Raw genomic sequence first — 23,297 nt, forward strand, 5'->3', positions numbered from 1 at the left:
AGGCGCGCATCCGGTCCCTCACCCCCTTTAGAGCAGTGTGAAACTCCCCTCGCGCACCCGCTCCGAATCCAGGCCGACCATCACCTTGAATTCGCCCGGTTCCGAGACCAGCTTGAGGTCGTTGTTGTAGAAGCGCAGGTCCGCCTCGGTGATGGGGAAGTCCAGCTCGCGGCTCTCACCCGGTTGCAGCATGACCTTCTGGAAGCCCTTGAGCTCCTTGACCGGTCGCGCCAGGGAGGCGGTCACGTCGTGCAGATAGAGCTGCACCACGGTGGCGCCGGCGCGGCTGCCAGTGTTCCTGACCGTGACCCGGGCGGTGAGGGTATCGCCTTTCTTCAGGGTGGCGCTGGACAGCTGCGGCGCCGAGACTTCGAAGGTGGTGTAGCTCAGGCCGTAACCGAAGGGGTAGAGCGGACCGTTGACGATGTCGAAGTAGCGCGAGGTGTACTTGTTCGGCTTGGCCGCATCGAAGGGGCGACCGCTGCTCAGGTGGTTGTAGTACAGCGGCACCTGGCCCACTTCGCGGGGAAAGGTCATGGTCAGCTTGCCGGAGGGGTTGTGGTCGCCAAACAGCACGTCGGCCACGGCGTTGCCGCCTTCGGTGCCGGGGAACCAGGCTTCCAGCAGCGCATTGGCCTGCTCCTGTTCCCATTCCAGCGCCAGCGGGCGGCCGTTCATCAGCACCAGCACCAGCGGCTTGCCGGTGGCCTTGAGCGCCTTGATCAGCTCGCGCTGGGTGTCGGGCACGCTGATCCGGGCGCGGCTGGAGGCCTCGTGGGCCATGCCCTGGGATTCGCCGACCACGGCCACCACCACCTCGGCCTGGCGCGCGGTGGCGACGGCTTCGGCGATCAGTTCGCTGGCACTGCGCGGATCCACCGCGACCGCCGGTTCATAGGAGTTGAGGTAGGCCAGCACATCGCGGTCGTCCAGCAGGTTGGCGCCCTTGGCATAGAGCACCTTGCCCTGGCCGGCCACGGCGTTTTCCAGGCCGCGGCGGATGGACACGGCCTGGGCGGCCACGCCGGCGGCGGACCAGTTGCCCATGACGTCGCGCGGGCTGGCGGCCAGCGGACCGACCACCGCCAGGGTGGCGCCCTTGCGCAGCGGCAGGACGGCCTTCTCGTTCTTCAGCAGCACCAGGCTCTCGCGGGCCACCTGGCGAGCCTCGGCGCGGTGCAGGCGCGATTCGGCGTTGGTGTCGACCGGATCCTGGCCCTGCAGGCGACGATAGGGATCGTCGAACAGGCCCAGGCGGTACTTGGTCAGGAGCATGTCGCGCACGGCCTGATCGATCTCGGCCTGGGTCACCTTGCCGGCGGCCAGCAGGGCGGGCAGCTGCTTGCCATAGACGTCGTCGTGCATGTTCAGCTCGACGCCGGCCTTGAGCGCCTGCTCGGCGGCGTCGCGGGTATCCTTGGCCACGCCGTGCAGCACCAGTTCGTTGATGGCGCCGTGATCGCTGATCAACAGGCCCTTGTAGTTCCAGTCCTTGCGCAAGAGGTCCTGCAGCAGCCAGCGATTGGCCGTGGCCGGAACGCCATTGATGCTGTTCAGGGCCACCATCACCGCGCCGGCTCCGGCTTCGGCAGCGGCGCGATAGGGCGGCAGGTAGTCCTGCATGAGCCGTTGCGGACTCATGTCGACGTTGCTGTAGTCACGCCCGGCTTCCACGGCGCCATAGCCGCCGAAGTGCTTGATGCTGGCCATCAGGCTGTCGGGGGCGCGCAGGTCGTCGCCCTGGTAGGCGTGCACCAAGGTGGCGCCGATGCGCGAGGTCAGCCAGGTGTCTTCGCCAAAGGTTTCCGAGGCACGGCCCCAGCGGGGTTCGCGGGTGACGTCGACGGTGGGGGAAAAGGTCAGGTCGAGGCCATCGGCCGCCGCTTCCAGGGCGGAGATGCGCCCGCTGGTGGCGATGGCGTCGAGATTCCAGGTGCTGGCCAGGCCCAGGTTGATGGGGAAGATGGTGCGCATGCCGTGGATGACGTCATAGGCATAGAACAGCGGGATCTTCAGCCGGCTGTGCACGACCTGGTCCTGCATCTGGCGGATATCGGGGCGGGTCACGGTGTTGAACATGGCGCCCACCTTGCCGGCGCGGATGTCCGCCATGATGGCTTCCTTGGGATAGTCCGGCCCGACGCTCACCAGGTTGAGCTGGCCGATCTTCTCTTCCAGGGTCATCTTCGCCAGCAGGGCGTCGACATAGGCGCGAGCCGGATCCTGGTTCTGCGCCGGGGCGAGGGTGGCGCTGACCGCCAGTCCCAGGCCGAGCATGAGTGCGGTGAGGCGTGGTGCGTTCAACATCGTCCCCCAATTCCCTGTGCGTACTTTCTCGTTGTTCTTGAGCACCCTTGTGCGGAGGGGATTGTACAGCCGCGCCGCCGGGAAGCGGAGCCGTTGACGGCCGGCGGCAAGGCCGGTCGTCAGGGGCGTGTGGGGGGGGGCGAAGACCTAGAAACGCGGCTTGCGGGTTTCCCAGTCCGGCTGGTACTTGCGCATCTGGCGCACGTCGTCGCGGCTGCGGATGTCGATGGCGAGGAATTGCTCGTGCAGCTTGGCGAGCTGGTCCTGATCCAGCTCCACGCCCAGGCCGGGTGCCTCGCTGATCGCCACGCAGCCATTGCGGATCGGCAGCTTGCCGCCCTGGATGACCTCTTCGTCCTCTTCCTGCCAGGGATAGTGGGTGTCGCAGGCATAGGCCAGGTTGGGTACCGCGGCGGCCACGTGGGTCATGGCCATGAGGCTGATGCCCAGGTGCGAGTTGGAGTGCATGGAGACGCCCAGGCCGAAGGTGTCGCACATCCGCGCGAGGATCTGGGTGTCCCTGAGGCCGCCCCAGTAGTGGTGGTCGGCGAGCACGATCTGCACGCTGTTCTGGGCCACGCTGCGACGGAATTCGTCGAAGTCGGTGACCACCATGTTGGTGGCCAGGGGTATGCCGGTGCGGCGGTGCAGTTCGGCCATGCCTTCCAGGCCCGGGGTCGGGTCCTCGTAGTACTGCAGGTCGTCCGCCAGCACCTCGGCGATGCGCAGGGACGTCTCCAGCGACCAGTTGCCGTTGGGATCGATGCGCAGCGGTGCCGCGGGAAAGGCCTGGCGCAGCGCCTTGATGCAGGCCGCTTCGTGATCCGGGCCAAGCAGGGTGCCGGCCTTGAGCTTGATGCTCTGGAAGCCGTTCTCCTCAATCATCCGCGCCGCCTGGGCCACCACCTGCTCCGGGCTGATGGCTTCGCCCCAGCGATCGGGTTTGTAGGGCGCATCGATGTGCTCGGCGTACTTGAGGAACAGGTAGGCGCTGAAGGGCACCTCGCGGCGGACCGCACCGCCCAGCAGCTCGACCAGGGGAATGCCCAGGGAGCGTGCCTGCAGGTCGAGGAAGGCCACTTCGAAGGCGGAATAGGCGTTGGCCACCTGCTTGCTCGGATGGGAGCCGGGCGCCAGCTCGGCACCGGCCACCACGCCACCGGCGAGGCTGGCGACGGTCGTCACCACCCGGGCGCGCAGGCCATTGAGGTCCCAGGCGGAGAGGCCGACCAGGCTGCTTTCCATGGCCTTGAGTACCGCCAGCACCGGGGCGTCGCCATAGCTCTCGCCGAGACCGATGTGGCCGTTGTCGCCTTCCACCTCGATGATGGATCTCAGCGCATAGGGTTCGTGGATGCCGCTGGCATTGAGCAGCGGGGCATCGCGAAAGGCGATGGGGGTGACTTTGATCCGTTTGATCTTCACGCTCAGACTCCTGGACTTGTCATTGTGGTGGTCTTTGTCAGTCATCGTATGACTAGCGGTCGGGATCTTCAACCGAAAGAAGCGCCATGACCCCGGCGGGATGACCGCATATCGCATCGGGGTTGCCCGCTCCGGTCGGGGCTGGATAAATAGCCAGCCGCCACCTCATTCGTCCGTTTCGCATGAAAGCTCCGCTCGAAGACCCCTTCTACTATCTGCACAACTTCCAGCGGGTACTGGACTGGGTCGCCCTGCGCTATCCCGACCTGCTCGACGACCGCGAGCAGGCCTTCATCGCCGCCTTCGCCGACCTGCCGCAGCCTTCGCGGGCACTGCTGGTGCGCCTGGTGATGCGCAAGGGCGAGGTGTTCCGCGCCAGCAAGCTGGTCTATGGCGAGATCGGCTGCCCCCGCGCCGCGGCCACCCCCCTGGTGGGTCTCGGCTGGCTGCTTGCCGATCCGGAATTGCACCTGATCGAACTCTTCGCCCTGCTGCGCAAGGAAGAGCTGCTTGGCTGTTTCGGCGCCCGCCTGCCCAAAGCCGGGCGCAAGGAAGACTGGCTGGCCCGCCTGGAAGCCGAACAGGCCACGCCCCTGGCGTTCAGCGGCTGGGCCGGCACCGTGCCCGCGCTGGTGGAGGAGGGCGTCTGGCGGCTGACGCTGATGGATCTCTGCGATCGCCTGCGTCTGCTGTTCTTTGGCAACCTGCACCAGGACTGGACCGACTTCGTGCTGGCCGACCTGGGGATCTTCCAGTACGAGACGGTGGCCTTCAGCGCCGAATCCCGTGCCTTCGGCCAGCGCCAGGAGGTGGATGCCTACCTCCACATCCAGCGCTGCCGGCAGGCGCTGCGCGATGGGCTGCCGGCCGCCGAGCTGCTGCCGCTGCTGCCCGCCGAACGCTTCGCCAACACCTGGCTGGAGTTGCGCCGCGGCAAGCTGCTCCACGAACTGGCGCAGCACCACGAACGCCTCGGCGAACTGGCCCAGGCGCAGGCGCTCTATGCCGCCTCGGCGCATCCCGAATCGCGCATCCGCGCCCTGCGCATGATCGAACGCCTGGAGGACTGGCCCGCCGCCCAGGCACTGGCGGAAGCCATCGTCGCCGCTCCGGCCCATGACGCCGAACGCCAGCAGGTGGCGCGCATCCTGCCGCGGCTGGTGCGCAAGCAGGGCGGGCCGCCCAACAGGCGCCGTCCGGCCAGCCCGGTGGAGCGCCTCGACTTCGAATTGGTCAACGACGGCCTGCGCCGGGTCGAGTGGCTGGTGCGCGAGCACCTGGGCCGCGACGAGGCACCGGTGCACTACGTGGAAAACACCCTGCTCACCAGCCTGTTCGGGCTGCTGTGCTGGGACGCCATCTTCCTGGCCATCCCCGGCGCCTTCTTCCACCCCTACCAGCGCGAGCCCGCCGATCTGCGCCTGCCGGGCTTTCGCGAGCGGCGGGCCGAGGCCTTCGCCGCCTGCCTGGCGCGGTTGGACGACGGCTCCCATGCGGCGGTGATTCGCGAACGCTTCGCCAGCAAGCGCGGCCTGGCCTCACCCTTCGTCGCCTGGGGCATCCTCAGCAGCGACTTGCTCGACCAGGCGCTGGCCTGCCTGCCGGCGCGTCATTTGCGGCTGTGCTTCGAGCGGCTGCTGGAAGATCCGGAAAACAATCGCACCGGCTTGCCCGACCTGATCCAGTTCTGGCCGGCGGAAGGCCGCTACCGGATGATCGAGGTCAAGGGCCCGGGCGACCGTCTGCAGGACAACCAGCGCCGCTGGCTGGACTTCTTCGCCGCCCATGACATCCCGGTCAGCGTCTGCCACGTGCAGTGGCAGGTGGCCGCGACCTCCGCATGAGCTATCGCATCGCCGTTCGCGCCCTCTGCGAATTTACCGCCAAGGCTGGCGACCTGGATCTCAGGTTCACCCCGTCGCCCACCGCCCTGGAAGGCATCGAGGGCCACCAGCGGGTGGCGGCGCGGCGCGGTCCAGGCTATGAGTGCGAGGTCAGCCTGCAGGGCGATTTCGAGGATCTGCAGGTGCGTGGTCGCGCCGACGGCTTCGATGCCGCGGCCCGGCGCCTGGAGGAGATCAAGACCCACAGGGGCAGCCTGGAACGCCAGCCGGGCAACCATCGCCACCTGCACTGGGCCCAGGCCAAGGTCTATGGCCATCTGCTCTGCCAGAGCCGCGCGCTGCCGGAGCTGACCCTGGCGCTGGTCTATTTCGACATCGGCACCGGTGCCGAGACCGTCTTCAGCGAGCAGTGGACGGCCGCGGACCTGGCCGCGCATTTCGAGCTGCGGTGTTCGCGCTTTCTCGCCTGGGCGCGCCAGGAACTGGCCCATCGCGCCGCGCGCGACACGGCGCTGGCGACCCTGGCCTTTCCCCATCCCGACTTCCGCCACGGCCAGCGGCCCCTGGCGGAAGCCGTCTACAAGGCCGCCAGCGTCGGCTGCTGCCTGCTGGCCCAGGCGCCCACCGGTATCGGCAAGACGGTCGGCACCCTGTTCCCGCTACTCAAGGCCATGCCGCGGCAGAACCTGGACCGGCTGTTCTTCCTGGCCGCCAAGACCCCTGGCCGCGCCCTGGCCCTGCATGGCCTGGAGTCCCTGGCCGCACCGGTGCGGGTGCTGGAGCTGGTGGCGCGGGACAAGGCCTGCGAGCACCCGGAGCTGGCCTGCCATGGCGACTCCTGTCCGCTGGCCCGGGGCTTCTATGACCGGCTGCCGGCCGCGCGCGCCGCGGCCCTGGCCGAACCCAGGCAGCTGACCCGGGCGCGGGTGCGGGAGACGGCCCTGGCCCATGAGGTCTGCCCCTACTATCTGGCCCAGGAACTGGCGCGTTGGAGCGACGTGGTGGTGGGCGACTACAACTACTACTTCGACGGCAGCGCCATGCTCCATGCCCTGGCCCAGACCCAGGAGTGGCGGGTCGGGGTGCTGGTGGACGAAGCCCACAACCTGCTCGACCGCGCCCGCGGCATGTACAGCGCCAGTCTCGACCAGCGCCGCCTGGCGGCCGGCAAGAGCGTGGCGCCACCGGCCATCGCCAAGGGCCTGCAGGCGCTCAACCGCGAATGGAATCGCCTGCACAAGGAACAGCAGGTCGACTACCAGGTGCAGCCGGAATTGCCCGCCGCCTTCCTGACCGCCCTGCAACGGGTGGTGGGCCTGCTCACCGAGCATTTCGGCGAATCCGGGCAGCCACCGGCGCCGGAGCTGCAGACGCTGTTCTTCGACCTGCTGCAGTTCATGCGCCTGGGCGAGACCTTTGGCGATCACTCGCTGTTCGACGTCACCCTGCTTAAGGGCCGCGGCAAGGCGCAGTCGCAACTCAACCTGCGCAACCTGGTGCCGGCGCCCTTCGTCGGTCCGCGACTGGCGGCGGCGCACAGCTGCACCCTGTTCTCGGCCACCCTGACGCCGGCGCATTTCCATCGCGACCTGCTCGGGGTCCCGGCCGGCAGTGCCTGGGTCGACGTGGCCTCGCCCTTCGCCGCCGAGCAGTTGGACGTGCGCCTGATGCGGCTCTCCACCCGCTATGCCGACCGCGCCGCCTCCCGCGCCCCCATCGCCGCCCTGATCGCCAGTCGCTATCGCCAGCGACCGGGCAACTACCTGGCCTTCTTCAGCAGCTTCGATTACCTCGACCAGGTAGCCGAGGCCCTCGCCGAGCGGGCGCCCTACGTGCCCCAATGGCGCCAGTCCCGCGGCATGGACGAGGCCGCGCGCCAGGCCTTTCTCGAGCGCTTCCAGGCCGACGGCCGCGGCATCGGTTTCGCCGTGCTCGGCGGCAGTTTTGGCGAGGGCATCGACCTGCCCGGCGACCGGCTGATCGGCGCCTTCGTCGCCACCCTGGGCCTGCCTCAGCTCAATCCGGTCAACGAACAGCTGCGCCAGCGCCTGCAGCGGCGTTTCGGTGACGGCTATCGCTACGCCTACCTCTATCCGGGCCTGCAAAAGGTCATTCAGGCCGCCGGCCGGGTGATCCGCACCGTGCAGGATCGCGGCTGCCTCTATCTTATCGACGACAGATTCACCCAGCCCGAGGTCAGGGCGCTGTTGCCGAGCTGGTGGCAGGTGGAGGAGGGTGCGGTGCCCACGGGCGAACCTGCGCCGGCTTGAAGGCTATCGCGGTCATGGCCGCCCGCCGATGCAACTTATCCTATGGCACTCCGGTGTTTTGTTGATCGCGGCTATGGGCCGCTCCTACGATTACATCGAGCCTGTAGGAGCAACTGTCTTAGCCGTTATAGGGGTGCACCCGTTGTAGAGCCGTAGCGTGGAAAACGGCGCAGCCTTTTCCACTGGGGACTTCGTGGCGAGGGCGCCCTCACCCCAACCCTCTCCCGAGGGGAGAGGGAGCCATCCGCGCAGGCGATCATCTCCATCATCGAGCCTGTAGGAGCAGCCCATGGCCGCGATCACCGTACAGCCGTTGCTTAGGCCTCCGGCGTCTCCTCGCAAAACCTCAGCCTGTTACCGAATGGATCGGCGATCTCCATCACCAGGCCCCAGGGCAATGCCTCGATGCCCGGGCGGGCGAAGCCCTGGTTCCTGGCCAGCAACTCGGCCTGGAAGGCGCGGATGCCGGTCATGCGGACGAAGACCGTGGAGCCCGGGCAGGCGTCGCCGTGGTGACCGGAGAGGTGCAGGCGCAGGCCGGCGCGCTCGACCTCGGCGTACAGCGGCAGGCCGGGCTCGAAACGATGTTCCCAGACCAGGTGGAAACCCAGGAAGTGGCAGTAGAATTCACGTGCCTTTTCGTCATCGAAGATGCGCAGTATGGGGCTGGGTTGCCCGAAGGCGATGGCGGCATTGACCATGAGCGGTCTCCAGGGGCGCGCGAGAGGCATGTCGATGATGCGCATTCCACCGCGTCCGGCAACCCGAAGTGTGATCCGGAAAGCTTTGGTAACCCCTCTGGCAGGCCAGAGCGTGCGCTAGGCTGCAGTTCACCGGTGCGATGGCGAACCTATCCGGGTATCGTGCATTCTTTTTCCTTTCTGGCGGTTCGGCTGGGCCGAATCTTTCATCCTTAGTGACCAAGGTTGATCCATGCAGCGTAGACACCTGCTCAAAGCGTCCCTGGCCCTGGCGGCCTACACTGGCATTCCCTCCACCGGGCTGTTCGCCCTCCAGGCCTTCGCCAATCCGGCCAATGGCGATGGCCAGGCCTTCGATTTCGACTGGCTCAAGCAGCACGCCAAGGAGCTGGCCGGCCAGGCCTACCAGCCCACCGCCCAGAAATTGCCCGATACCCTGGCGAACATGACGCCCCAGCAGTTCAATGCCATCGGCTACGATGCCCAGCATTCGCTCTGGCACGACCTCAAGGGCCAGCTGGACATCCAGTTCTTCCACGTCGGCATGGGCTTCAAGACGCCGGTACGGATGTATTCGGTGGACGCCAAGACCAACGAGGCCAAGGAAGTCCACTTCCGCCCCGAGCTGTTCAACTACAACGACAGCGGCGTCGACAAGAGCCAGCTCAAGGGCGACCTGGGCTTTGCCGGCTTCAAGCTGTTCAAGGCGCCGCACCTGGCCCAGTACGACATCGTCTCCTTCCTCGGCGCCAGCTACTTCCGCGCCGTCGACAAGACCCGCCAGTACGGCCTTTCGGCCCGCGGCCTGGCCATCGACACCTATGCCGATCGGCCCGAGGAATTCCCCGACTTCACCAAGTTCTGGTTCGTCACCCCGAACAAGAACAGCACCCGCTTCGTGGTCTATGCGCTGCTGGATTCGCCCAGTGCCACCGGGGCCTATCGCTTCGACATCGATTGCCTGAACGACCGGGTGGTGATGGACGTGGACGCCAACGTCAACGCCCGCCGCGACATCAAGCAACTGGGCATCGCGCCCATGACCAGCATGTTCGGCTGCGGCACCCACGAGCGCCAGACCTGCAACACCTACCACCCGCAGATCCACGACTCCGACCGCCTGGCCATGTGGAAGGGCAACGGCGAGTGGATCTGCCGCCCGCTGAACAATCCGCCCAAGCTGCAGTTCAACGCCTTCAAGGACGACAGTCCCAAGGGCTTCGGCCTGGTGCAGACCGATCACGAATTCGAGAGCTACCAGGACGTCATGGTCCGCTACGATCGCCGGCCGAGCCTGTGGGTGGAGCCCACCTCCGCCTGGGGCGAGGGTGCCATCCAGTTGCTGGAGATCCCCACCACCGGCGAGACCCTGGACAACATCGTGGCCTTCTGGGCGCCGGCCGAGACCATCACCGCCGGCAAGTCGCTGCACTATGGCTACAAGCTGCACTGGAGTGCGCTGCCACCGGTGAGCACGCCGCTGGCGCGGGTCAACGCCACCCGCTCCGGGATCGGCGGCTTCCCCGAGGGCTGGGCGCCCGGTGAACACTGGCCCAAGGTCTGGGCGCGGCGCTTCGCCATCGATTTCAACGGCGGCGGTCTGTCGTTCCTGCCCGAGGGGACCGGCATCGAGCCGGTGGTGACCGTCACTGACGGCAAGGTGCAGGATTTCCACGTGCTCAAGATCGACGAGATCGGCGGCTACCGAGTGATCTTCGACTGGTACCCCACCAGCGACAAGGCCGATCCGGTGCAGATGCGTGCCTTCATCCGCACCCAGGACCGCGCCCTGAGCGAAACCTGGCTGTACCAGTACTTCCCGCCGGCCGCCGACCAGCGCCGTTATCCGGACTGGAAGCAGTCCTAAGCGACGACCAGGAAAAAGCCGCTGCGCCTCTCCGGCACAGCGGCTTTTTTGTGCCCGGAGCAAGGGCGCAAAGGCTGACAGGTCGCGGTGATCAGTCGGCCAGCACCACCTGGTTGCGCCCTGCGCGCTTGGCCCGGTAGAGAGCCGCGTCGGCCAGGCCGTAGGCGAGCTCGAAGTCGGTGCCCGGCTGGTTGAGGCTGAGGCCGAAGCTGGCCGTCACCGGCGCCGCGCCGGTCGCCTCCCGGGCGATGCGCAGGCGCAGGCGTTCGGTCATGGCCAGGGCCTCGTCCCGTGCCAGGGTCGGCAGCAGCACGGTGAATTCCTCGCCGCCCACCCGACCGACGATGGCCGGCGCTTGGACCAGCTCCTGCAGGCAGCGGGCGATGGCCTGGATCACCCGATCGCCGGCGGGGTGGCCGAAGTCGTCGTTGATGCGTTTGAAGTGATCGATGTCCAGCACGATCATGGCACCGCCCCGCTGTCGCAGCGCCTGGCCGGCCTGGTCGATCACCGCACCGCGATTGAGCATCCCGGTGAGGGCGTCGTGGGTCGCGCGGTATTCCAGCTGCTGGCTGAGGGTCTGCAACTGCTGGTTGAGGGCGTTCATCTCGCGTTCGGCGCGATCACTGCGGGCGATCAGCCGGCGGGTCTCGCGCATCAGGCGTTCGAAATGCAGCGTCAGGTCGCCCAGGGCGGCTCGGTAGCCCTCGGCATCGGCGGCGTCGGCCACATAGAGGGCGCGCGCCGCCTGCAGCACCCCGGCTTCCTGTTCGAACAGGTCGGGGCCCGCTTCAACCGGGCTGCAGCGCCTGACGCTGGCGGTCATGCCGGCAGCTCGGGATGCTCGACGAACGTCAGCGCCTGGAAGTCCAGGCGCAGCTCTTCGCCGAATTCCTGGATGGTCTCGTCCTCGGCATCGTAGTACCAGTGCAGCTCCACCTGGTTGCCGCCTTGGGCCGCCTGGTCCAGGGCGTCGAACAGGGTGAACAGCATCTTGGTGCTGGAACTGTTGAAGTAGGCCAGGGCCACGTGCACTCGGATGTTGGCGTCCTGGCGCTGGTCGAGATAGGCCCGCAGCGACTCGATCACCGGCAGGTAGAAGGCCGCGGCGTTTTCCGGAAAGGATTCGCCCTTGAGCCAGAGTTCGTCCTCGGCGAAACGGAAGTCCACCTCCGGAGAGGTGGCGGTGGGCGCGATGAACACGGTGTCCATACGAGGTCGGAGTCCCTGTCAGATGATGGCTTTCAGGCAGAACAGGGTGGTGCCCGGCGTCTGCGTGGAGGGATGGAAGGCGAATTCCAGGGGTGCGCTGGCATCGCGCGCCATGGTCAGGAAGCCGAGGCCGGCGCCCTTGCTGTCGGCCGGGGTCTCGGCGCGCAGGGATTCGCGATAGGCCTGCTTGATCTGCTCCAGGGACATGCTGCACAGCGGCTCGAGCCGCGCGCGCAGGGCGTCCACCTTGTCGCTGACGATGGGGTTGGCACAGAGCATCTGGTAGTTGCCGTCCTGGCGGGTGATACAGACCGAACCCTGACCCAGCTTGGCGTCCGCCAGGGCGTCCGGGGGCAGGGCATCGGCGGAATAGTGCAGGACGTTCTGTGACAGTTCGATGAAGGAGGAAAACAGCTTGCGCCGGGTGGCGCTGCTGATCCCCTCGAATGCCAGTTGCAGCTTCACCACCTCGGCCATGGCGGCGACGATGCCATGGGAGAAATAGCCACGGTGATAGAAGATCACGTGCTGCTGCTGGGCGATTTCGAGAAAGGCGCCGTTCGCGGGAAAGGAAGCGGTCATGTCGGTCAGGCCACGCGGATGCAGAGAAAGGTGAGGTCGTCGCGACGCAGTTCGTCGCCCTGCCAGCGCGCGAGGTCCGCGCTGAGCTGTTCGCAGAAGGCCGCGGTGGGTGCCATGCGCGACTCGCTCAGCCGGGCCAGGGCGCGGCGCTTGCCGAAGGAGGTGCGCCGCGGACCGCCGATCTGGTCGATCAGGCCATCGGTGGTGGCGAACAGCAGGCTGCCCGGTTGCAGCGGCAGGGTGGTGGCCGGCCAGCACTGGTCGAGCGGGCTGTCGGCGTAGCCGATGCCCAGGCGCAGCGGCGCCAGGGTCAGGACCTCCGCGGCGTCGGGCGCCAGGAGGTGGAGGGGCATGCGGGCGCCGGCGTAGGTCAGGCTGTGGCTGTGTCTGTCCACCCAGAAACAGGCCAGGTCCAGGCCGTCGTTGGATTCGGAGATGCCGCCGGACTGCCCCAGCATCGCCTTGACGCTGCCGTTGATCGCCGCCAGCAGCGCCGAGGGATCGCGCGGCCCCAGCTGTTGCAGGGCCTGGGTCAGGGACGCCGAGGCGATCAGGGTCATGAAGGCGCCGGGCACGCCGTGGCCGGTGCAGTCGGCGATGGCGCCGAACCAGCCGTCCTCGTGCTGGGCGAAGTGATAGAAGTCGCCGCCGACGACGTCGCGCGGCTGCCAGACCAGGGTGGCGTCCTGCTCCATCACCGCCAGGGCCTCGCGCGAGCTGCGCAGCATGGCGCGCTGGATGACGCTGGCGTATTCGATGCTGTGCATGATCTGGCGATTCTTCTCGGCCTGCAGGTCCGCGACCATGCGCATCAGTTGCACGCCCAGGCCGAGTCCGACGAAGCGACCCTCGCGGGTGACGATGAACCCGTCGGCCAGGGCCTTTTCGCCCACCTCGACGGTGCGCCGGGTCAGCTCCTCGATGGACAGGGCGGCGTCCACCACCAGCGGCTCCTTGTCCATGAAGGCGATGCAGCTCTTGCGATCGTAGACTTCGCGGTGATACGGCTTGCTCATCTGCGAGAGAAAGATGTCGCGGTTGATCAGCCCGATCGGACGGTCGTGCTCGATCACCGCGAGACTGGTGATCTCGCGGCGTTCGTTGAACAGGTCCATGACCCTGGCGTTGGTGTGCTCGGCCTCGACCGCGGGCCACTGGGTGCAGAGGTCGAGGGCGCAGCCTTGGCTGGGACGGGAGGAGGTACGCGAGGAGGACAGGGGAGCGGACGACATCGATACGAATCCGTTCTCGGGAGGTCGATGCAGCCTAGGGGCTCCGTATTGAGCTTTGATGACAGAGGATGGCCAGGCGCCAGCACGGGGTGGCGTCTGGGCAGGGGGACTGCGTCAGCCGGTCAGGATGCCCAGGGCGGCACGGGTGAACGGCGGGGGTGGCACGGCGTTGAGCACCGCACCCTGCAGCAGCAGACCGCTGTGAGCGAACTGGCGCTGGGTCGCCTCGATTTCCTTGGCGGTGTTGCAACCGTAGCGCGACACCAGCAGGCAGGTGCCGGCCTGGGCGGCCAGCAGCACGGCATCGGTCACCGCCAGCACCGGCGGGGTGTCGAGGATGATCAATTCGTAGTCCTGCTGCAGACCGCGCAGCAGTTCGGTACAGCGCGCACTCATCAGCAATTCGGCCGGATTCGGCGGACGGATGCCTCCTACCAGGCAGTCCAGGCCGGGTATCGCCGAGGGCTGGATCGCCTGCTCGGGCGTCGCCAGCCCCGCCAGCACCTCGGCGAGGCCCGGGCGACGGGCCAGCTGCAGGCGCCGGTGCAGGCGCCCGCGCCGCAGGTCGGCATCCACCAGCAGCACCCGAGTTCCGCCTTCGGCCAATACCCGCGCCAGTTGCACAGCCACCGACGACTTGCCGGCGGCGGGGCTGGCACTGGTGATCAGCAGCAGGTCGTTGCGCGCCTCGGTACGGGCGAAGGCCAGGCTGGTGCGCAGGATCCGCAGGGCTTCCTGGTAGCCACTGTCCAGCGAGGTCTGCAGGGGCCCGCCGACCTGGCGATTCGGTGCCAGCGGCAGTTGCGCCAGCACCGGCAGGCCGAGGTCTTCCAGGCCCTCGGCGTCTTCGATACCGCGCTCGAGGCTGGCGCGCAGATAGACCCAGGCGGCGCCGGCCAGGCAGCCAAAGAGCAGGGCGCTGAGGATCAGCAGGGGCTTCTTGGGATAGACCGGGGCGATCTGGGTGTAGGCGCTGTCGATGATGCGCACGTCGCTCACCGTGCCGGCGCGCACCACCGACAATTCCTGGATGCGCTTGCTGATCAGCGCATAGACCTTGTCCGCCGCCTCCACTTCGCGCTGCAGGCGCAGCACCTCCTGCTGGGTCTGGGGCAACTTGGCCAGGCGCTGCTGCAGGGCCTGACGCTCGCCGCTGAGCACCTGGCGCCGCGCCAGCAGGCTCTGGTAGAGCGGATGGGTGGGCGTGAAGCGCAAGGCCAGGCCCAGGCGCTCCATTTCCAGGGCCGATAGCTGGCCGTCGAGCTCCACCGCCTGGCTCAGCAGGCTGCGTCCCTCCGCGCCGATGGCGATGGAACCCCGTTGCCGCTGGTAGCGGTCCAGGGCCTGGCGACCTGCAGTCAGGCGCTGGTTCACCCGCGGCAGTTCCTGGCGCAGGAAGGCCAGCTGCTGGGTGGATTCATCGGCGTTGCGGGTCACGTCCTGGCGCACATAGGCCTCGGTGATGCCGCGCAGGATGCGTTGCGCCCTGAGCGGAGCGGTGTCCTGCAGCTGGATCGAGAGGATGCCCGAGCGCTTGCCGCGCTCGCTGACCATGAGCCTTTCCTGCAGCGCCTGGATGGTCACGCCACGACGCTGCTTGACCAGGATGAATTCGGTGCCCGGATAGGCGTGCAGCTGGGCGATGTCCAGGCGCAGCTCGCCGGCGCTGGCCGGCTCGCCCAGCCGACCCTCCAGCAGGCGCTTGCCCTGCGCATCGCTCAGCAGGAAGCGATCCGGGGCCTCGGCGGTGAGGGTGAGCGGCTGGCCATAGAGGGCGTCGGGCACGCTCAGGTGGGCGATGGTCAGCTGCTCGCCGCCCCAGCCGAACTGCTTGAGGCCGAACAGCGGCGGGGCGACGGCCTCACCGGTTCTTTCGTGACGCCGGGCCAGCCAGTCGCCCAGCAGCGGCAGGCGCCGCGGGGTGACGCTCAGATCCAGGCCCTCGGCGTCCACGACCTCGCCGACCACCCGCCGCGAGGTGAGCAGCTGCATTTCGGTGATGGCTTCCGGCGGTGGCATGGGCCGGCCATTGTCGGCTTCGTCCAGGCGCACGATGCCGCGCTGGTATTCGATCTGCACCGTCGCCACCGCCTGATAGCGCGGCGCGGCCAGCTGGGTATAGGCCACGCCCAGGAGGGTGCAGAGGGCGATGCAGACGAGCAGGCTGCGGCGATGGCGCCAGAGGGCGGCGCAGTAGCGGGCGAAGCCGATGTCCGCCACCTGGGTGGCAGCGGGTAGAGCGTGATGCGACTTGTCCATGCAGGAGCGGGCCTTGGGCAGGTACGGAGGAGGACAGCCGTCGCGGCCGTGCGCTGTCGAGGAGACAACGCGCGGCGAACCGGGGTCGAAATCGTCACGCCAGGCAGGGCACAGCTGGAAACGCCAGGCGCTGGATCAGGGATCCGCACCTTGTCGGCTGGAGTGCTGCGTCGACTCTAAGCGAAAGCAAAAGCCAAAAATGTGACACTCCATGCAGAACGTGACAGATGCCCGCTTGGCAGTCTCAAGGTGCTAAGGCAGTCTTCTTCGCGACCTGTCGTGTCTCCGGACGACAACCCTGGCTCGCGCCTGGTTTTCCGGAATCGCTGGTGCCCTGCCGATGCTGGCGGGCGTACCCAGGTATCAGATGCGAACGCCGCTGCCTCCCGGCAACGGCGTGTTCCTGATGGCTTCTTGAATGTAGTCAGCGGTTGAAGCCCGGTTACCCGCCCACGCGCCGCTTGGCCTGCGTGGGCGGTCTTGCACCGGCTGTACCAGGCCTGCGGAAGATGGCGCCTGGTTCTTCACTGCCCTGGACGGCGTTCTCGACTGCATGGCTGTCAGGAGACAGGACAATGAGCGTGGTATCTGACGTTACCCATCCCGGGGTCCGGGTGGGACGGTGGCCTTTCTGGCTGGGCGGTCTGGCGGTCGGCCTGCTGTTGCTGCTGGCCCTGCTGTGGCGCCTGCCGGATTTCCGCGACGGCACCGGGGCGCAGAATCTCGAAGCCAGCTATCACGTCCTGCTCAGTATCAATGCCCTGGACGAGTCCGGCGTGGCCCGGCACTGGTGGTTGCCCACGGTGACCCTGGGTGGCAGTCACGACAAGCAGGTGTCCTGGGGCGCGACCATTCCCACCCACAGCGGCGACTATGTCTACACCAGCTTCAGCAGCTACGGCTTCCTCGCGCCCTATTTCGGTCTCAAGGCCGCGGGCCTCTCGCCTTCGCTGCACAGCCTCGCGCTGTTCAACGCCGCCCTTGGCGCCCTGACCGCGCTGCTGCTGTTTCGCCTGCTCTATCTGGTACTGCGCAGCCATGGCGCCAGCCGCGCCCTGGCCGCCACGAGCGCGGTGCTGGGCTGTCTGATCGCGATCTTCAGCCGCGAGGCGCTGCTCTCCCAGGGCCTGCTCTACTGGGTGCAGAGCTTCTACCAGGTGCTGCTGCTGGCCAGTCTGCTGACCTTCTTCCACTACCTGCGGGCGCCGGCTGGCCAGCGCAACCGCCTGGGCTGGCTGCTGGCCGGCCTGGTCTGCTTCGGCGCCCTGACCGAATGGACCGGCTATGTCTTTGGCGGCGGGCTGGTCGCGCTGTTCTGGCTGCAGCACCGGCACCTGCTGGAAGGCCGGCGGATGGCCTGGCGCCTGGCCTTCGCCACGGCGCTGGCCGGCCTGCTGGTGGTGCTGCACTACAGCCTGGCGGCGGGCCTGTTGCCGACGCTCAAGGCCTTTGCCCGGCGCTTTCTCGCCCGCAGCCCGAACAATGCCCACCTGGCCGATTTCTTCACTGGCTACGGACTGTCCTTCGGCCTGTTCCTGGCCGCGGTGGCCATCGCCCTGGGGGTACTGCTCTGGAAGCGGAAGTCTCTGAACTGGCCGCGCAGCACCGCGTTGCTGCTGGTCGCCGCCAGCGTACCGCTGCTGGAAAATCTGCTGCTGCTGCAGCATGCCACCCAGTTTTCCTTCGATCGCCTCAAGTTCATCTTTCCCGCCGCGCTGCTGCTCGGCCTGGCCTTCCTGGCCCTGAAGACCCCGGGACGCGCCGTACTCGCCGTGGTGCTGGTGGCCGCGGCCCTGCAGAACGGCCAGACCTATCGCCAGGACCTCGCCGGCTATGCCGGCTGGGACGCCATCGACCGGCAGAACCAGGCGCTGGTGGGGCTGGTGAAAAGCCAGGTCGCGCTGGACTGCACCCTCATCTCCACCGACATGACGGTGCGCGGCTACGCCAACCTGCTGTTCCACCGCAGCATCCACGAATTGCAGCGCCAGCCGCTGGACTACCACGGCGAGCCGGGGGCCTGTGGCGGGCTCTATCTGGAAGGCCGGGATTTCCGCGTCGACCTGCCGGAATACACCCGCGCCCGCCTGAGTCTGGCGGACGGCCGCCAGCTGACCTACGCCAAGGTCGAGGGTGACTGGCGCCTGCAATGAACGCCTTATCCATGAACACGCTGCGAGGAAACCGGGCATGCCGGGTACGCTGATCAATCGACTGAGTTTTCTGGCCCTGGGTGGCCTGATGGTCCTGCAGTTCGGCGTCTTCGAACAGAGCCCGACCAACCCGGTGGGCATCCGCTACGTGGGCGAGCTGTACCTGGCGATCTGCCTGGGTTTCTTCGCGCTCTTCACCCTGAGCACCTGGCATCGGCCGCAGCGCGACTACCGGCTGCTGATGGGCTTCTGCCTGTTTTCCACGGCGATGTTCGTCGGCCTGCCGGCGGTGTTCGCCCAGCTGTTCTGGGGCCAGCCGCTGGTCTACGGCCTCATCGAGGAGCGGCGGGTGCTCTACTGCTTCAGCGCCTTCCTGGTCCTGTACCTGGCCAAGCGCCTGAATGCCGTGCAGTTCGAGAATCTGATCATCCTGGTCGGGCTGCTCTCGGCGCTGCTGTGCTGGCTGTCCTACTTCAAGATGCTGCCGGACCTGCGCGACGAGGTGAAGGACCTCAGCCGCCCCGGACGGGCCTCCACGGGGGCGGGCGCCATCTTCTTCGGCTACTTCATCTGCATCTACTTCGCCGGTCGCGGGCGTTCCTTCATCGACGGCCAGTTGCGGCCCAAGCTGCGTCACGGCCTGCTGGCACTGTTCTTTCTGGCGACCATCGTGGTGGTGTTGCAGACCCGCCAGCTGATCGTGGTCTGCCTGGTGTTCACCATCCTCGCCCTGCGCGCGCGCCTGATCGGACCGGCACTGTTCGGCGCCATCATCATCGCGCCGCTGATCCTCTATCCGCACCTCCTGGAAACCCTCGGCTTCAACCTGGATTTCTATGCGCGCTCGGTGCAGGAAGGCCCCACCGACAACGTCCGGGAAAACACCATTTCCCAGATCATCAACCACCTGCAGCTGTACAACGGCCTGCCCAGCGGCAGCCTCAGCCTGATGTGGAACGATGGCTTCAAGCCGATCTTCGGCGACTACTTCTTCCTCTCCGACGTCGGCATCTTCGGCACCGTGTTCCGCTTCGGCTTCCTGTCGATCCTGGTGATTCCCATCGGCCTGGCGGTCCACTACCTGGTGGCACGCAAGCTGAGCCGCGACCTGGAATTCACCCTGGCGGTGTTTCTTGCCTTCATGACCATCTGGCCGCTGCAAGGACTGTTCGAATACCAGGGCACCGCGGCCCTGCTCTTTGTCATGCAGGCGCTGAAGACCTACCACGGCGCGCCCCAGTACGGGGTGGTGAGCCTGCCGGAGCGACCGGGGGCGCTGCCGCCCGGTCGCCAGGTCTTGCCGGTCTAGCAGCCGGTCAGGCGTTCGACGCGGCGTTCGCCGGGAAAGAAGAAGGGGCGCAGGCGCACGCCCAGGCTGTTGCCGAAAAAGGCGGCTACCAGCCATAGCCAGCCGTGCAGGCTGCCCGAGGCGATGCCGCTGAAGTAGGCGCCGATGTTGCAGCCATAAGCCAGCCGCGCGCCGTAGCCCAGCAGCAGGCCGCCAAGCACCGCCGCCACCAGCGACCGCGCGGGGATGCGCAGGCTGGGGGCGAAGCGTCCGGCGAGGCCCGCGGCGGCCAGGGCCCCCAGCATGATGCCAAGGTTCATCACGCTGGTGACGTCGAACCAGAAGGGCTCGGCCAGCGCCCGCGCATTGGCGGGTTGCTGCCAGAAGGCCCAGCCGGAGACGTCCAGCCCGAGCAGACCGGCACCCTTGGCGCCCCAGAGGGCGAAGGCCGAGGTGACGCCCCAGGGGCGACCGGCCAGGGCCAGGGTGACGAAGTTCAGTATCGCCAGGGCGATGGCGCCCCAGACCAGCGGCCAGTTGCCGCGCAGCAGGCGCGCCGCGCCCTGGTGTTCGCCGGGCACCGTGGCTTCCAGTCTGCCGTGGCGACGGCGCTCCAGCACCACCGAGAGCCAGGCGATCAGGGCGAAGGCCGCCAGGCTGACCAGGATGCCGGGCAGCACGCCCAGGCTGGTCACCAGCGAGGTGGGTGGCAGGCTGGGCAGGGCGAACCACCAGCCCAGGTGCTGGGTGGCGATCAGCGAACCGATGACGAAGAACAGCAGGGTCACCAGCATCCGCGCATTGCCGCCGCCGGCGGTGAACAGGGTGCCGGAGGCGCAGCCACCGCCCAGTTGCATGCCGATGCCGAACAGGAAGGCGCCGATCACCACCGAGGTGGACAGCGGCGAGACATTGCCGCGTACCGCCTCGCTGAACAGACTGCCGGCGCCGAGGGCGGGAAAGAACAGCAGCACCGCCAGGGCCAGCATCACCATCTGGGCGCGCAGGCCGGCGCCGCGACGGTCGAGAATGAACACCCGCCAGGCCGAGGTGAAGCCGAAGGCGGCGTGGTAGAGGGTCAGGCCCAGGGCGCCGCCGAGCAGCAGCAGCAAGGCCTGACGACCGCCCACGGCCTGGTTGAGAAAGACCATGCCCACGACCAGCAGGCAGGTCGCCCACAGGGCCGCCCAGGGCAGGCGGGGAGAGGAGAGCGTAGAGGTCTGCTGCATCATGGTTCCGGTAGCTTCGAACTAAAGTCCGACTATTTTAGTGGGACTTGTCTGGGAATCCCAGCGGACTTCCACTGCTGGTTGAATGAAAAGGTTACATCGATATAACCAGAAGTTATCGATCACGCAGCACAGCCATTTGCTCAGCGATGTGGTCAAATCGGCCAAAGGAATCTCCCGGAGTCGCCGTGTCCGCCGCTGTCGTCCTGTCCGCTTCCGCTTTGCCCACCCTGTCGCGGCTGCGCGGCTGGACTGCTCTCGTCGCTGCACTGGTACTGGCCGGTTGCAGCCTGACGCCTACCTCCACGGGGCCCACGCGCTCGCCGGCCGAGGTGCGGGTCGAACTCTTGCGGCTGCTGCCCGCCAGCGTGGCGGATCGGCAGGGCTGGGCGAGCGACATCCAGACCGCCTTCAGCGCCCAGAGTCTCGAGCCCTCGACGGACAACCTCTGCGCCGTGCTGGCGGTGGCGGAACAGGAATCCACCTACCAGGTCGATCCGCCGGTGCCGGGGCTGGGGCGGATCGCCCGGGAGGAGATCGACAGACGCGCGGCGCGGGCCTTTGTACCCCAGTTGCTGGTGCGCACCGCGCTCAACCTCACGTCGCCCACCGGCAAGACCTACGCCCAGCGCCTGGACAGTGCCCGTACCGAGCGCGAGCTGAGTCTGATCTTCGAGGACTTCATCGCCATGGTGCCCCTGGGTGGCCAGCTGTTCGGGCGCTTCAATCCGGTACGCACCGGCGGACCCATGCAGGTCAGCATCGACTTCGCCGAGGCCCATGCCCGCGGCTATCCCTACGACCGCGACGGGTCCATCCGCCACGAGGTGTTCAGCCGACGGGGCGGTCTCTATTTCGGTACCGCGCACCTGCTCGGCTATCCGGCGGACTATTCCACGCCGCTGTATCGCTTCGCCGATTTCAACGCCGGCTGGTACGCCAGTCGCAACGCCGCCTTCCAGAGCGCGGTGAGCCGGGCTACGGGGATGAAGCTGGCGCTGGATGGCGATCTGGTGGTGCCCGGCTCGCGCACCCAGGGCGAGACCGAGCGCGCGGTCAATCGTCTGGGGCCGGCCCTGGGCATGAGCGACATCGCCATCCGCCATGACCTGGAGGCGGGCGAATCCGAGGACTTCGCCAGGACCGATCTCTATGCCAAGGTCTATGCCCTGGCCGAGCGCAAGGTAGGTCGCAGCCTGCCACGCGCCATGCTGCCGGGCATCACCCTGGAAAGCCCCAAGATCACCCGGACCCTCACCACCGCCTGGTTCGCCCAGCGGGTGGAGGAACGTTGGCAGCGCTGCCGGGGCCGTGCCTCGCGCTGAGCGGGCAGGGAGCCGAACGGCGTTTTCCAGGTGACGAGGGTCGGGCCCGGGGATGGCAATTGGCCAGACTATTCGCCTACCATGGGGAGATGAAGCGGCCTCGCGCCGTGCGGTTCTGGTGTAGTCCCTAGAGGTCCAGATGACCGATATCCCCGGCTCCCGGTTGACGCTGATCGTCGACCAGCCCACCCCCACGGCCCGCCATCGGCTGCCGCCCCGCGAACAGGCCAAGGCCCTGCGCCTGCTGCGCACCCTGGGCCTCGAAGCCGATACCCCGCCGGAACTGGTGCTGGCCTGGCTGGAGCGCCGCGATGGCGGCTGCTCGCTTCCGGAAGCGGCGCGCCAGATCGGCCTGGGCAACTGGCTGGGGATCACCACCAGCCTGGCCGATCTCACCCAGAACCTGGCGCGCTTCGAAGCGGCCTATGCCCTGGACAGCGTGCTCGACTCCCTGACCGTCCTGGTCGAGCAGTCGCCGCCCGAGTCCCGCTAGCCGCTAGAGTCCGGCACCGCGGATGTTGACGTAGAGGCTATAGAGCGAGTGGGAGCCGGCCATGAACAGCCGGTTGCCTTCCGGGCCGCCAAAGCACAGGTTGGGGCAGCGTTCCGGCAGGTGGATGTGGCCCAGCGCCTTGCCGCTGGGATCGAACACCCGCACGCCATCGAGCACCTCGGGCTTGGCCGCCGGGGCGCCACTGCTACCCCAGCCGCACCAGAGATTGCCCGCCACGTCGCACTTGATGCCATCCAGGGCGCCGAATTCCAGCGCCTCGATGTGCTTGCGGCGCTCGCCCAGGCTGCCGTCGTCCTTGACCGTATAGGCCCACACCAGGCGATTGGGCTTGGCGCGGCCCTCGACCACATAGAGCAGCTTCTCGTCCGGCGAGAAGGCCAGGCCATTGGGACCGTTGAGATCGCCGATCACCCGGGTCACCGCCAGGCTCTCGCCGTCGATGCGATAGACCCCGTCGGGCTGCTCGGTCTTGACCCTGTGGCCCTCGTAGTCGCTGTTGGCCTGGAACGGCGGATCGCTGAACCAGATGGAGCCGTCACTCTTGACCACCACGTCGTTGGGCGAGTTGAACGGTTTGCCTTCGAAGTTATCGGCCAGCACCGTGAGGCGCCCGTCGTGCTCGGTGCAGGTGACCCGCCGGCCGAGGCCGTGGGTGGTGGAGCCTTCACAGGCGATCAACCGGCCCTGACGGTCGCGGGTCAGGCCGTTGGCGAAATTCGACTGGGCGCGATAGGTGTCCAGCCGGCCACTGACCTCATCCCAGCGCACGATGCGGTTGTTGGGGATGTCGCTCATCAGCAGGTAGTTGCCGTCGCCGATCCAGACCGGCCCTTCGGCCCAGCGCAGACCGGTGGCCAGGCGCTCGACGCTGGCATTGAACAGGCGCAATTCCAGGAAGCGGTCGTCGAGGATCTCGATCAGCGGATCGGGATAGCGTTGACTCAGGGGTTCGGCGGCGCGGGCGAGGGTGGGCAGCGCGAGGGCCGCGCTGCAGACCAGGCCGCCCTGAAGCAGACGACGACGCGACAACGGCCGGGCGAGTCCCGGGGAAGAGTCATGCATGGTGCAGGTCCTTGATTGTTATTGTTC

Annotated in this window: 17 protein-coding genes; 7 read left to right on the forward strand and 10 right to left on the reverse strand. The window is 67.5% G+C overall.

Translation table 11 applies throughout. The features are described from left to right. Positions 1-27 precede the first annotated feature (27 nt). Positions 28-2,307, reverse strand: coding sequence for a beta-glucosidase BglX (gene bglX / locus PVZ77_RS24525; protein ID WP_273808639.1), 2,280 nt, complete (start codon positions 2,305-2,307; stop codon positions 28-30). 147 nt (positions 2,308-2,454) lie between these two features. Continuing rightward, a complete protein-coding gene (locus PVZ77_RS24530; protein ID WP_273808641.1) occupies positions 2,455-3,732 on the reverse strand; it encodes a glucarate dehydratase family protein in 1,278 nt (425 codons plus the stop codon). 182 nt (positions 3,733-3,914) lie between these two features. Here PVZ77_RS24530 and PVZ77_RS24535 point away from each other — a divergent pair, with 182 nt between their 5' ends. Then, on the forward strand, positions 3,915-5,576 hold the full coding sequence (locus tag PVZ77_RS24535) for a VRR-NUC domain-containing protein (RefSeq protein WP_273808643.1): 1,662 nt from the start codon (positions 3,915-3,917) through the stop codon (positions 5,574-5,576). After that, on the forward strand, positions 5,573-7,846 hold the full coding sequence (locus PVZ77_RS24540; protein WP_273808644.1) for an ATP-dependent DNA helicase: 2,274 nt from the start codon (positions 5,573-5,575) through the stop codon (positions 7,844-7,846). The genes PVZ77_RS24535 and PVZ77_RS24540 overlap by 4 nt, the downstream gene beginning before the upstream one ends. 317 nt (positions 7,847-8,163) lie before the next feature. Here PVZ77_RS24540 and PVZ77_RS24545 read toward each other — a convergent pair whose 3' ends face one another. Further along, positions 8,164-8,547, reverse strand: a complete 384-nt coding sequence (locus PVZ77_RS24545; protein WP_273808645.1) for a glyoxalase superfamily protein — start codon at positions 8,545-8,547, stop codon at positions 8,164-8,166. Positions 8,548-8,779: 232 nt separating this feature from the next. On the opposite strand from PVZ77_RS24545, the gene PVZ77_RS24550 reads away from it, so the two are divergent. After that, entirely contained in the window at positions 8,780-10,414 is a 1,635-nt protein-coding gene (locus PVZ77_RS24550) for a glucan biosynthesis protein D (RefSeq protein WP_273808646.1), read from the forward strand. Between the two features lie 91 nt (positions 10,415-10,505). On the opposite strand, the gene PVZ77_RS24555 is transcribed toward PVZ77_RS24550, so the two are convergent. The 5 genes from PVZ77_RS24555 to PVZ77_RS24575 form a co-directional block, all read right to left on the reverse strand. Next, positions 10,506-11,240 carry a GGDEF domain-containing protein gene (locus PVZ77_RS24555; RefSeq protein WP_273808647.1) on the reverse strand — a complete coding sequence of 245 codons (735 nt, stop codon included), beginning with the start codon at positions 11,238-11,240 and terminating at the stop codon, positions 10,506-10,508. After that, entirely contained in the window at positions 11,237-11,626 is a 390-nt protein-coding gene (locus PVZ77_RS24560) for a DUF1987 domain-containing protein (protein WP_273808649.1), read from the reverse strand. Before PVZ77_RS24560 ends, PVZ77_RS24555 begins: the two co-directional genes overlap by 4 nt. 18 nt (positions 11,627-11,644) lie before the next feature. Then, positions 11,645-12,208: a SiaB family protein kinase gene (locus tag PVZ77_RS24565; protein ID WP_273808651.1), complete on the reverse strand. Its 564-nt coding sequence runs from the start codon at positions 12,206-12,208 to the stop codon at positions 11,645-11,647. 5 nt (positions 12,209-12,213) lie between these two features. After that, complete coding sequence (locus PVZ77_RS24570; RefSeq protein ID WP_273808652.1) at positions 12,214-13,440, reverse strand: SpoIIE family protein phosphatase; 1,227 nt, start codon at positions 13,438-13,440, stop codon at positions 12,214-12,216. Between the two features lie 114 nt (positions 13,441-13,554). Next, complete coding sequence (locus tag PVZ77_RS24575) at positions 13,555-15,699, reverse strand: polysaccharide biosynthesis tyrosine autokinase (protein WP_273808653.1); 2,145 nt, start codon at positions 15,697-15,699, stop codon at positions 13,555-13,557. Positions 15,700-16,274: 575 nt separating this feature from the next. Between PVZ77_RS24575 and PVZ77_RS24580 the strand changes: the two genes are divergently transcribed. Both PVZ77_RS24580 and PVZ77_RS24585 read left to right on the forward strand, forming a co-directional pair. Continuing rightward, a complete protein-coding gene (locus PVZ77_RS24580) occupies positions 16,275-17,852 on the forward strand; it encodes a hypothetical protein (RefSeq protein ID WP_273808654.1) in 1,578 nt (525 codons plus the stop codon). A 37-nt stretch (positions 17,853-17,889) separates the two neighbouring features. After that, the gene (locus tag PVZ77_RS24585) at positions 17,890-19,161 is read left to right on the forward strand and encodes a hypothetical protein (RefSeq protein ID WP_273808655.1); all 1,272 of its coding nucleotides are present in this window, start codon (positions 17,890-17,892) and stop codon (positions 19,159-19,161) included. Here PVZ77_RS24585 and PVZ77_RS24590 read toward each other — a convergent pair. Continuing rightward, the gene (locus tag PVZ77_RS24590) at positions 19,158-20,369 is read right to left on the reverse strand and encodes a YeeE/YedE family protein (protein ID WP_443218063.1); all 1,212 of its coding nucleotides are present in this window, start codon (positions 20,367-20,369) and stop codon (positions 19,158-19,160) included. The two genes, PVZ77_RS24585 and PVZ77_RS24590, sit on opposite strands and share 4 nt — an antisense overlap. Positions 20,370-20,590: 221 nt before the next feature. Here PVZ77_RS24590 and PVZ77_RS24595 point away from each other — a divergent pair, with 221 nt between their 5' ends. Both PVZ77_RS24595 and PVZ77_RS24600 read left to right on the forward strand, forming a co-directional pair. Further along, positions 20,591-21,694, forward strand: coding sequence for a DUF1615 domain-containing protein (locus PVZ77_RS24595; RefSeq protein ID WP_273808870.1), 1,104 nt, complete (start codon positions 20,591-20,593; stop codon positions 21,692-21,694). Between the two features lie 139 nt (positions 21,695-21,833). Then, the gene (locus tag PVZ77_RS24600; protein WP_273808656.1) at positions 21,834-22,187 is read left to right on the forward strand and encodes a hypothetical protein; all 354 of its coding nucleotides are present in this window, start codon (positions 21,834-21,836) and stop codon (positions 22,185-22,187) included. Between the two features lie 3 nt (positions 22,188-22,190). On the opposite strand, the gene PVZ77_RS24605 is transcribed toward PVZ77_RS24600, so the two are convergent. Further along, complete coding sequence (locus PVZ77_RS24605) at positions 22,191-23,270, reverse strand: SMP-30/gluconolactonase/LRE family protein (protein ID WP_273808657.1); 1,080 nt, start codon at positions 23,268-23,270, stop codon at positions 22,191-22,193. Positions 23,271-23,297: the final 27 nt, after the last annotated feature.

It is taken from the genome of Pseudomonas sp. SHLD1 (assembly GCF_028640935.1).
Taxonomy (GTDB): domain Bacteria; phylum Pseudomonadota; class Gammaproteobacteria; order Pseudomonadales; family Pseudomonadaceae; genus Chryseomonas; species Chryseomonas aestiva.

Coding starts and splice junctions, on each gene's coding strand:
- PVZ77_RS24570 (WP_273808652.1), bottom strand. CDS start 13,440: ATGTCGTCCGCTCCCCTGTCCTCCTCGCGTACCTCCTCCCGTCCCAGC.
- bglX (WP_273808639.1), bottom strand. CDS start 2,307: ATGTTGAACGCACCACGCCTCACCGCACTCATGCTCGGCCTGGGACTG.
- PVZ77_RS24545 (WP_273808645.1), bottom strand. CDS start 8,547: ATGGTCAATGCCGCCATCGCCTTCGGGCAACCCAGCCCCATACTGCGC.
- PVZ77_RS24580 (WP_273808654.1), top strand. CDS start 16,275: ATGAGCGTGGTATCTGACGTTACCCATCCCGGGGTCCGGGTGGGACGG.
- PVZ77_RS24600 (WP_273808656.1), top strand. CDS start 21,834: ATGACCGATATCCCCGGCTCCCGGTTGACGCTGATCGTCGACCAGCCC.
- PVZ77_RS24590 (WP_443218063.1), bottom strand. CDS start 20,369: ATGCAGCAGACCTCTACGCTCTCCTCTCCCCGCCTGCCCTGGGCGGCC.
- PVZ77_RS24550 (WP_273808646.1), top strand. CDS start 8,780: ATGCAGCGTAGACACCTGCTCAAAGCGTCCCTGGCCCTGGCGGCCTAC.
- PVZ77_RS24540 (WP_273808644.1), top strand. CDS start 5,573: ATGAGCTATCGCATCGCCGTTCGCGCCCTCTGCGAATTTACCGCCAAG.
- PVZ77_RS24560 (WP_273808649.1), bottom strand. CDS start 11,626: ATGGACACCGTGTTCATCGCGCCCACCGCCACCTCTCCGGAGGTGGAC.
- PVZ77_RS24535 (WP_273808643.1), top strand. CDS start 3,915: ATGAAAGCTCCGCTCGAAGACCCCTTCTACTATCTGCACAACTTCCAG.
- PVZ77_RS24605 (WP_273808657.1), bottom strand. CDS start 23,270: ATGCATGACTCTTCCCCGGGACTCGCCCGGCCGTTGTCGCGTCGTCGT.
- PVZ77_RS24555 (WP_273808647.1), bottom strand. CDS start 11,240: ATGACCGCCAGCGTCAGGCGCTGCAGCCCGGTTGAAGCGGGCCCCGAC.
- PVZ77_RS24585 (WP_273808655.1), top strand. CDS start 17,890: ATGCCGGGTACGCTGATCAATCGACTGAGTTTTCTGGCCCTGGGTGGC.
- PVZ77_RS24575 (WP_273808653.1), bottom strand. CDS start 15,699: ATGGACAAGTCGCATCACGCTCTACCCGCTGCCACCCAGGTGGCGGAC.
- PVZ77_RS24565 (WP_273808651.1), bottom strand. CDS start 12,208: ATGACCGCTTCCTTTCCCGCGAACGGCGCCTTTCTCGAAATCGCCCAG.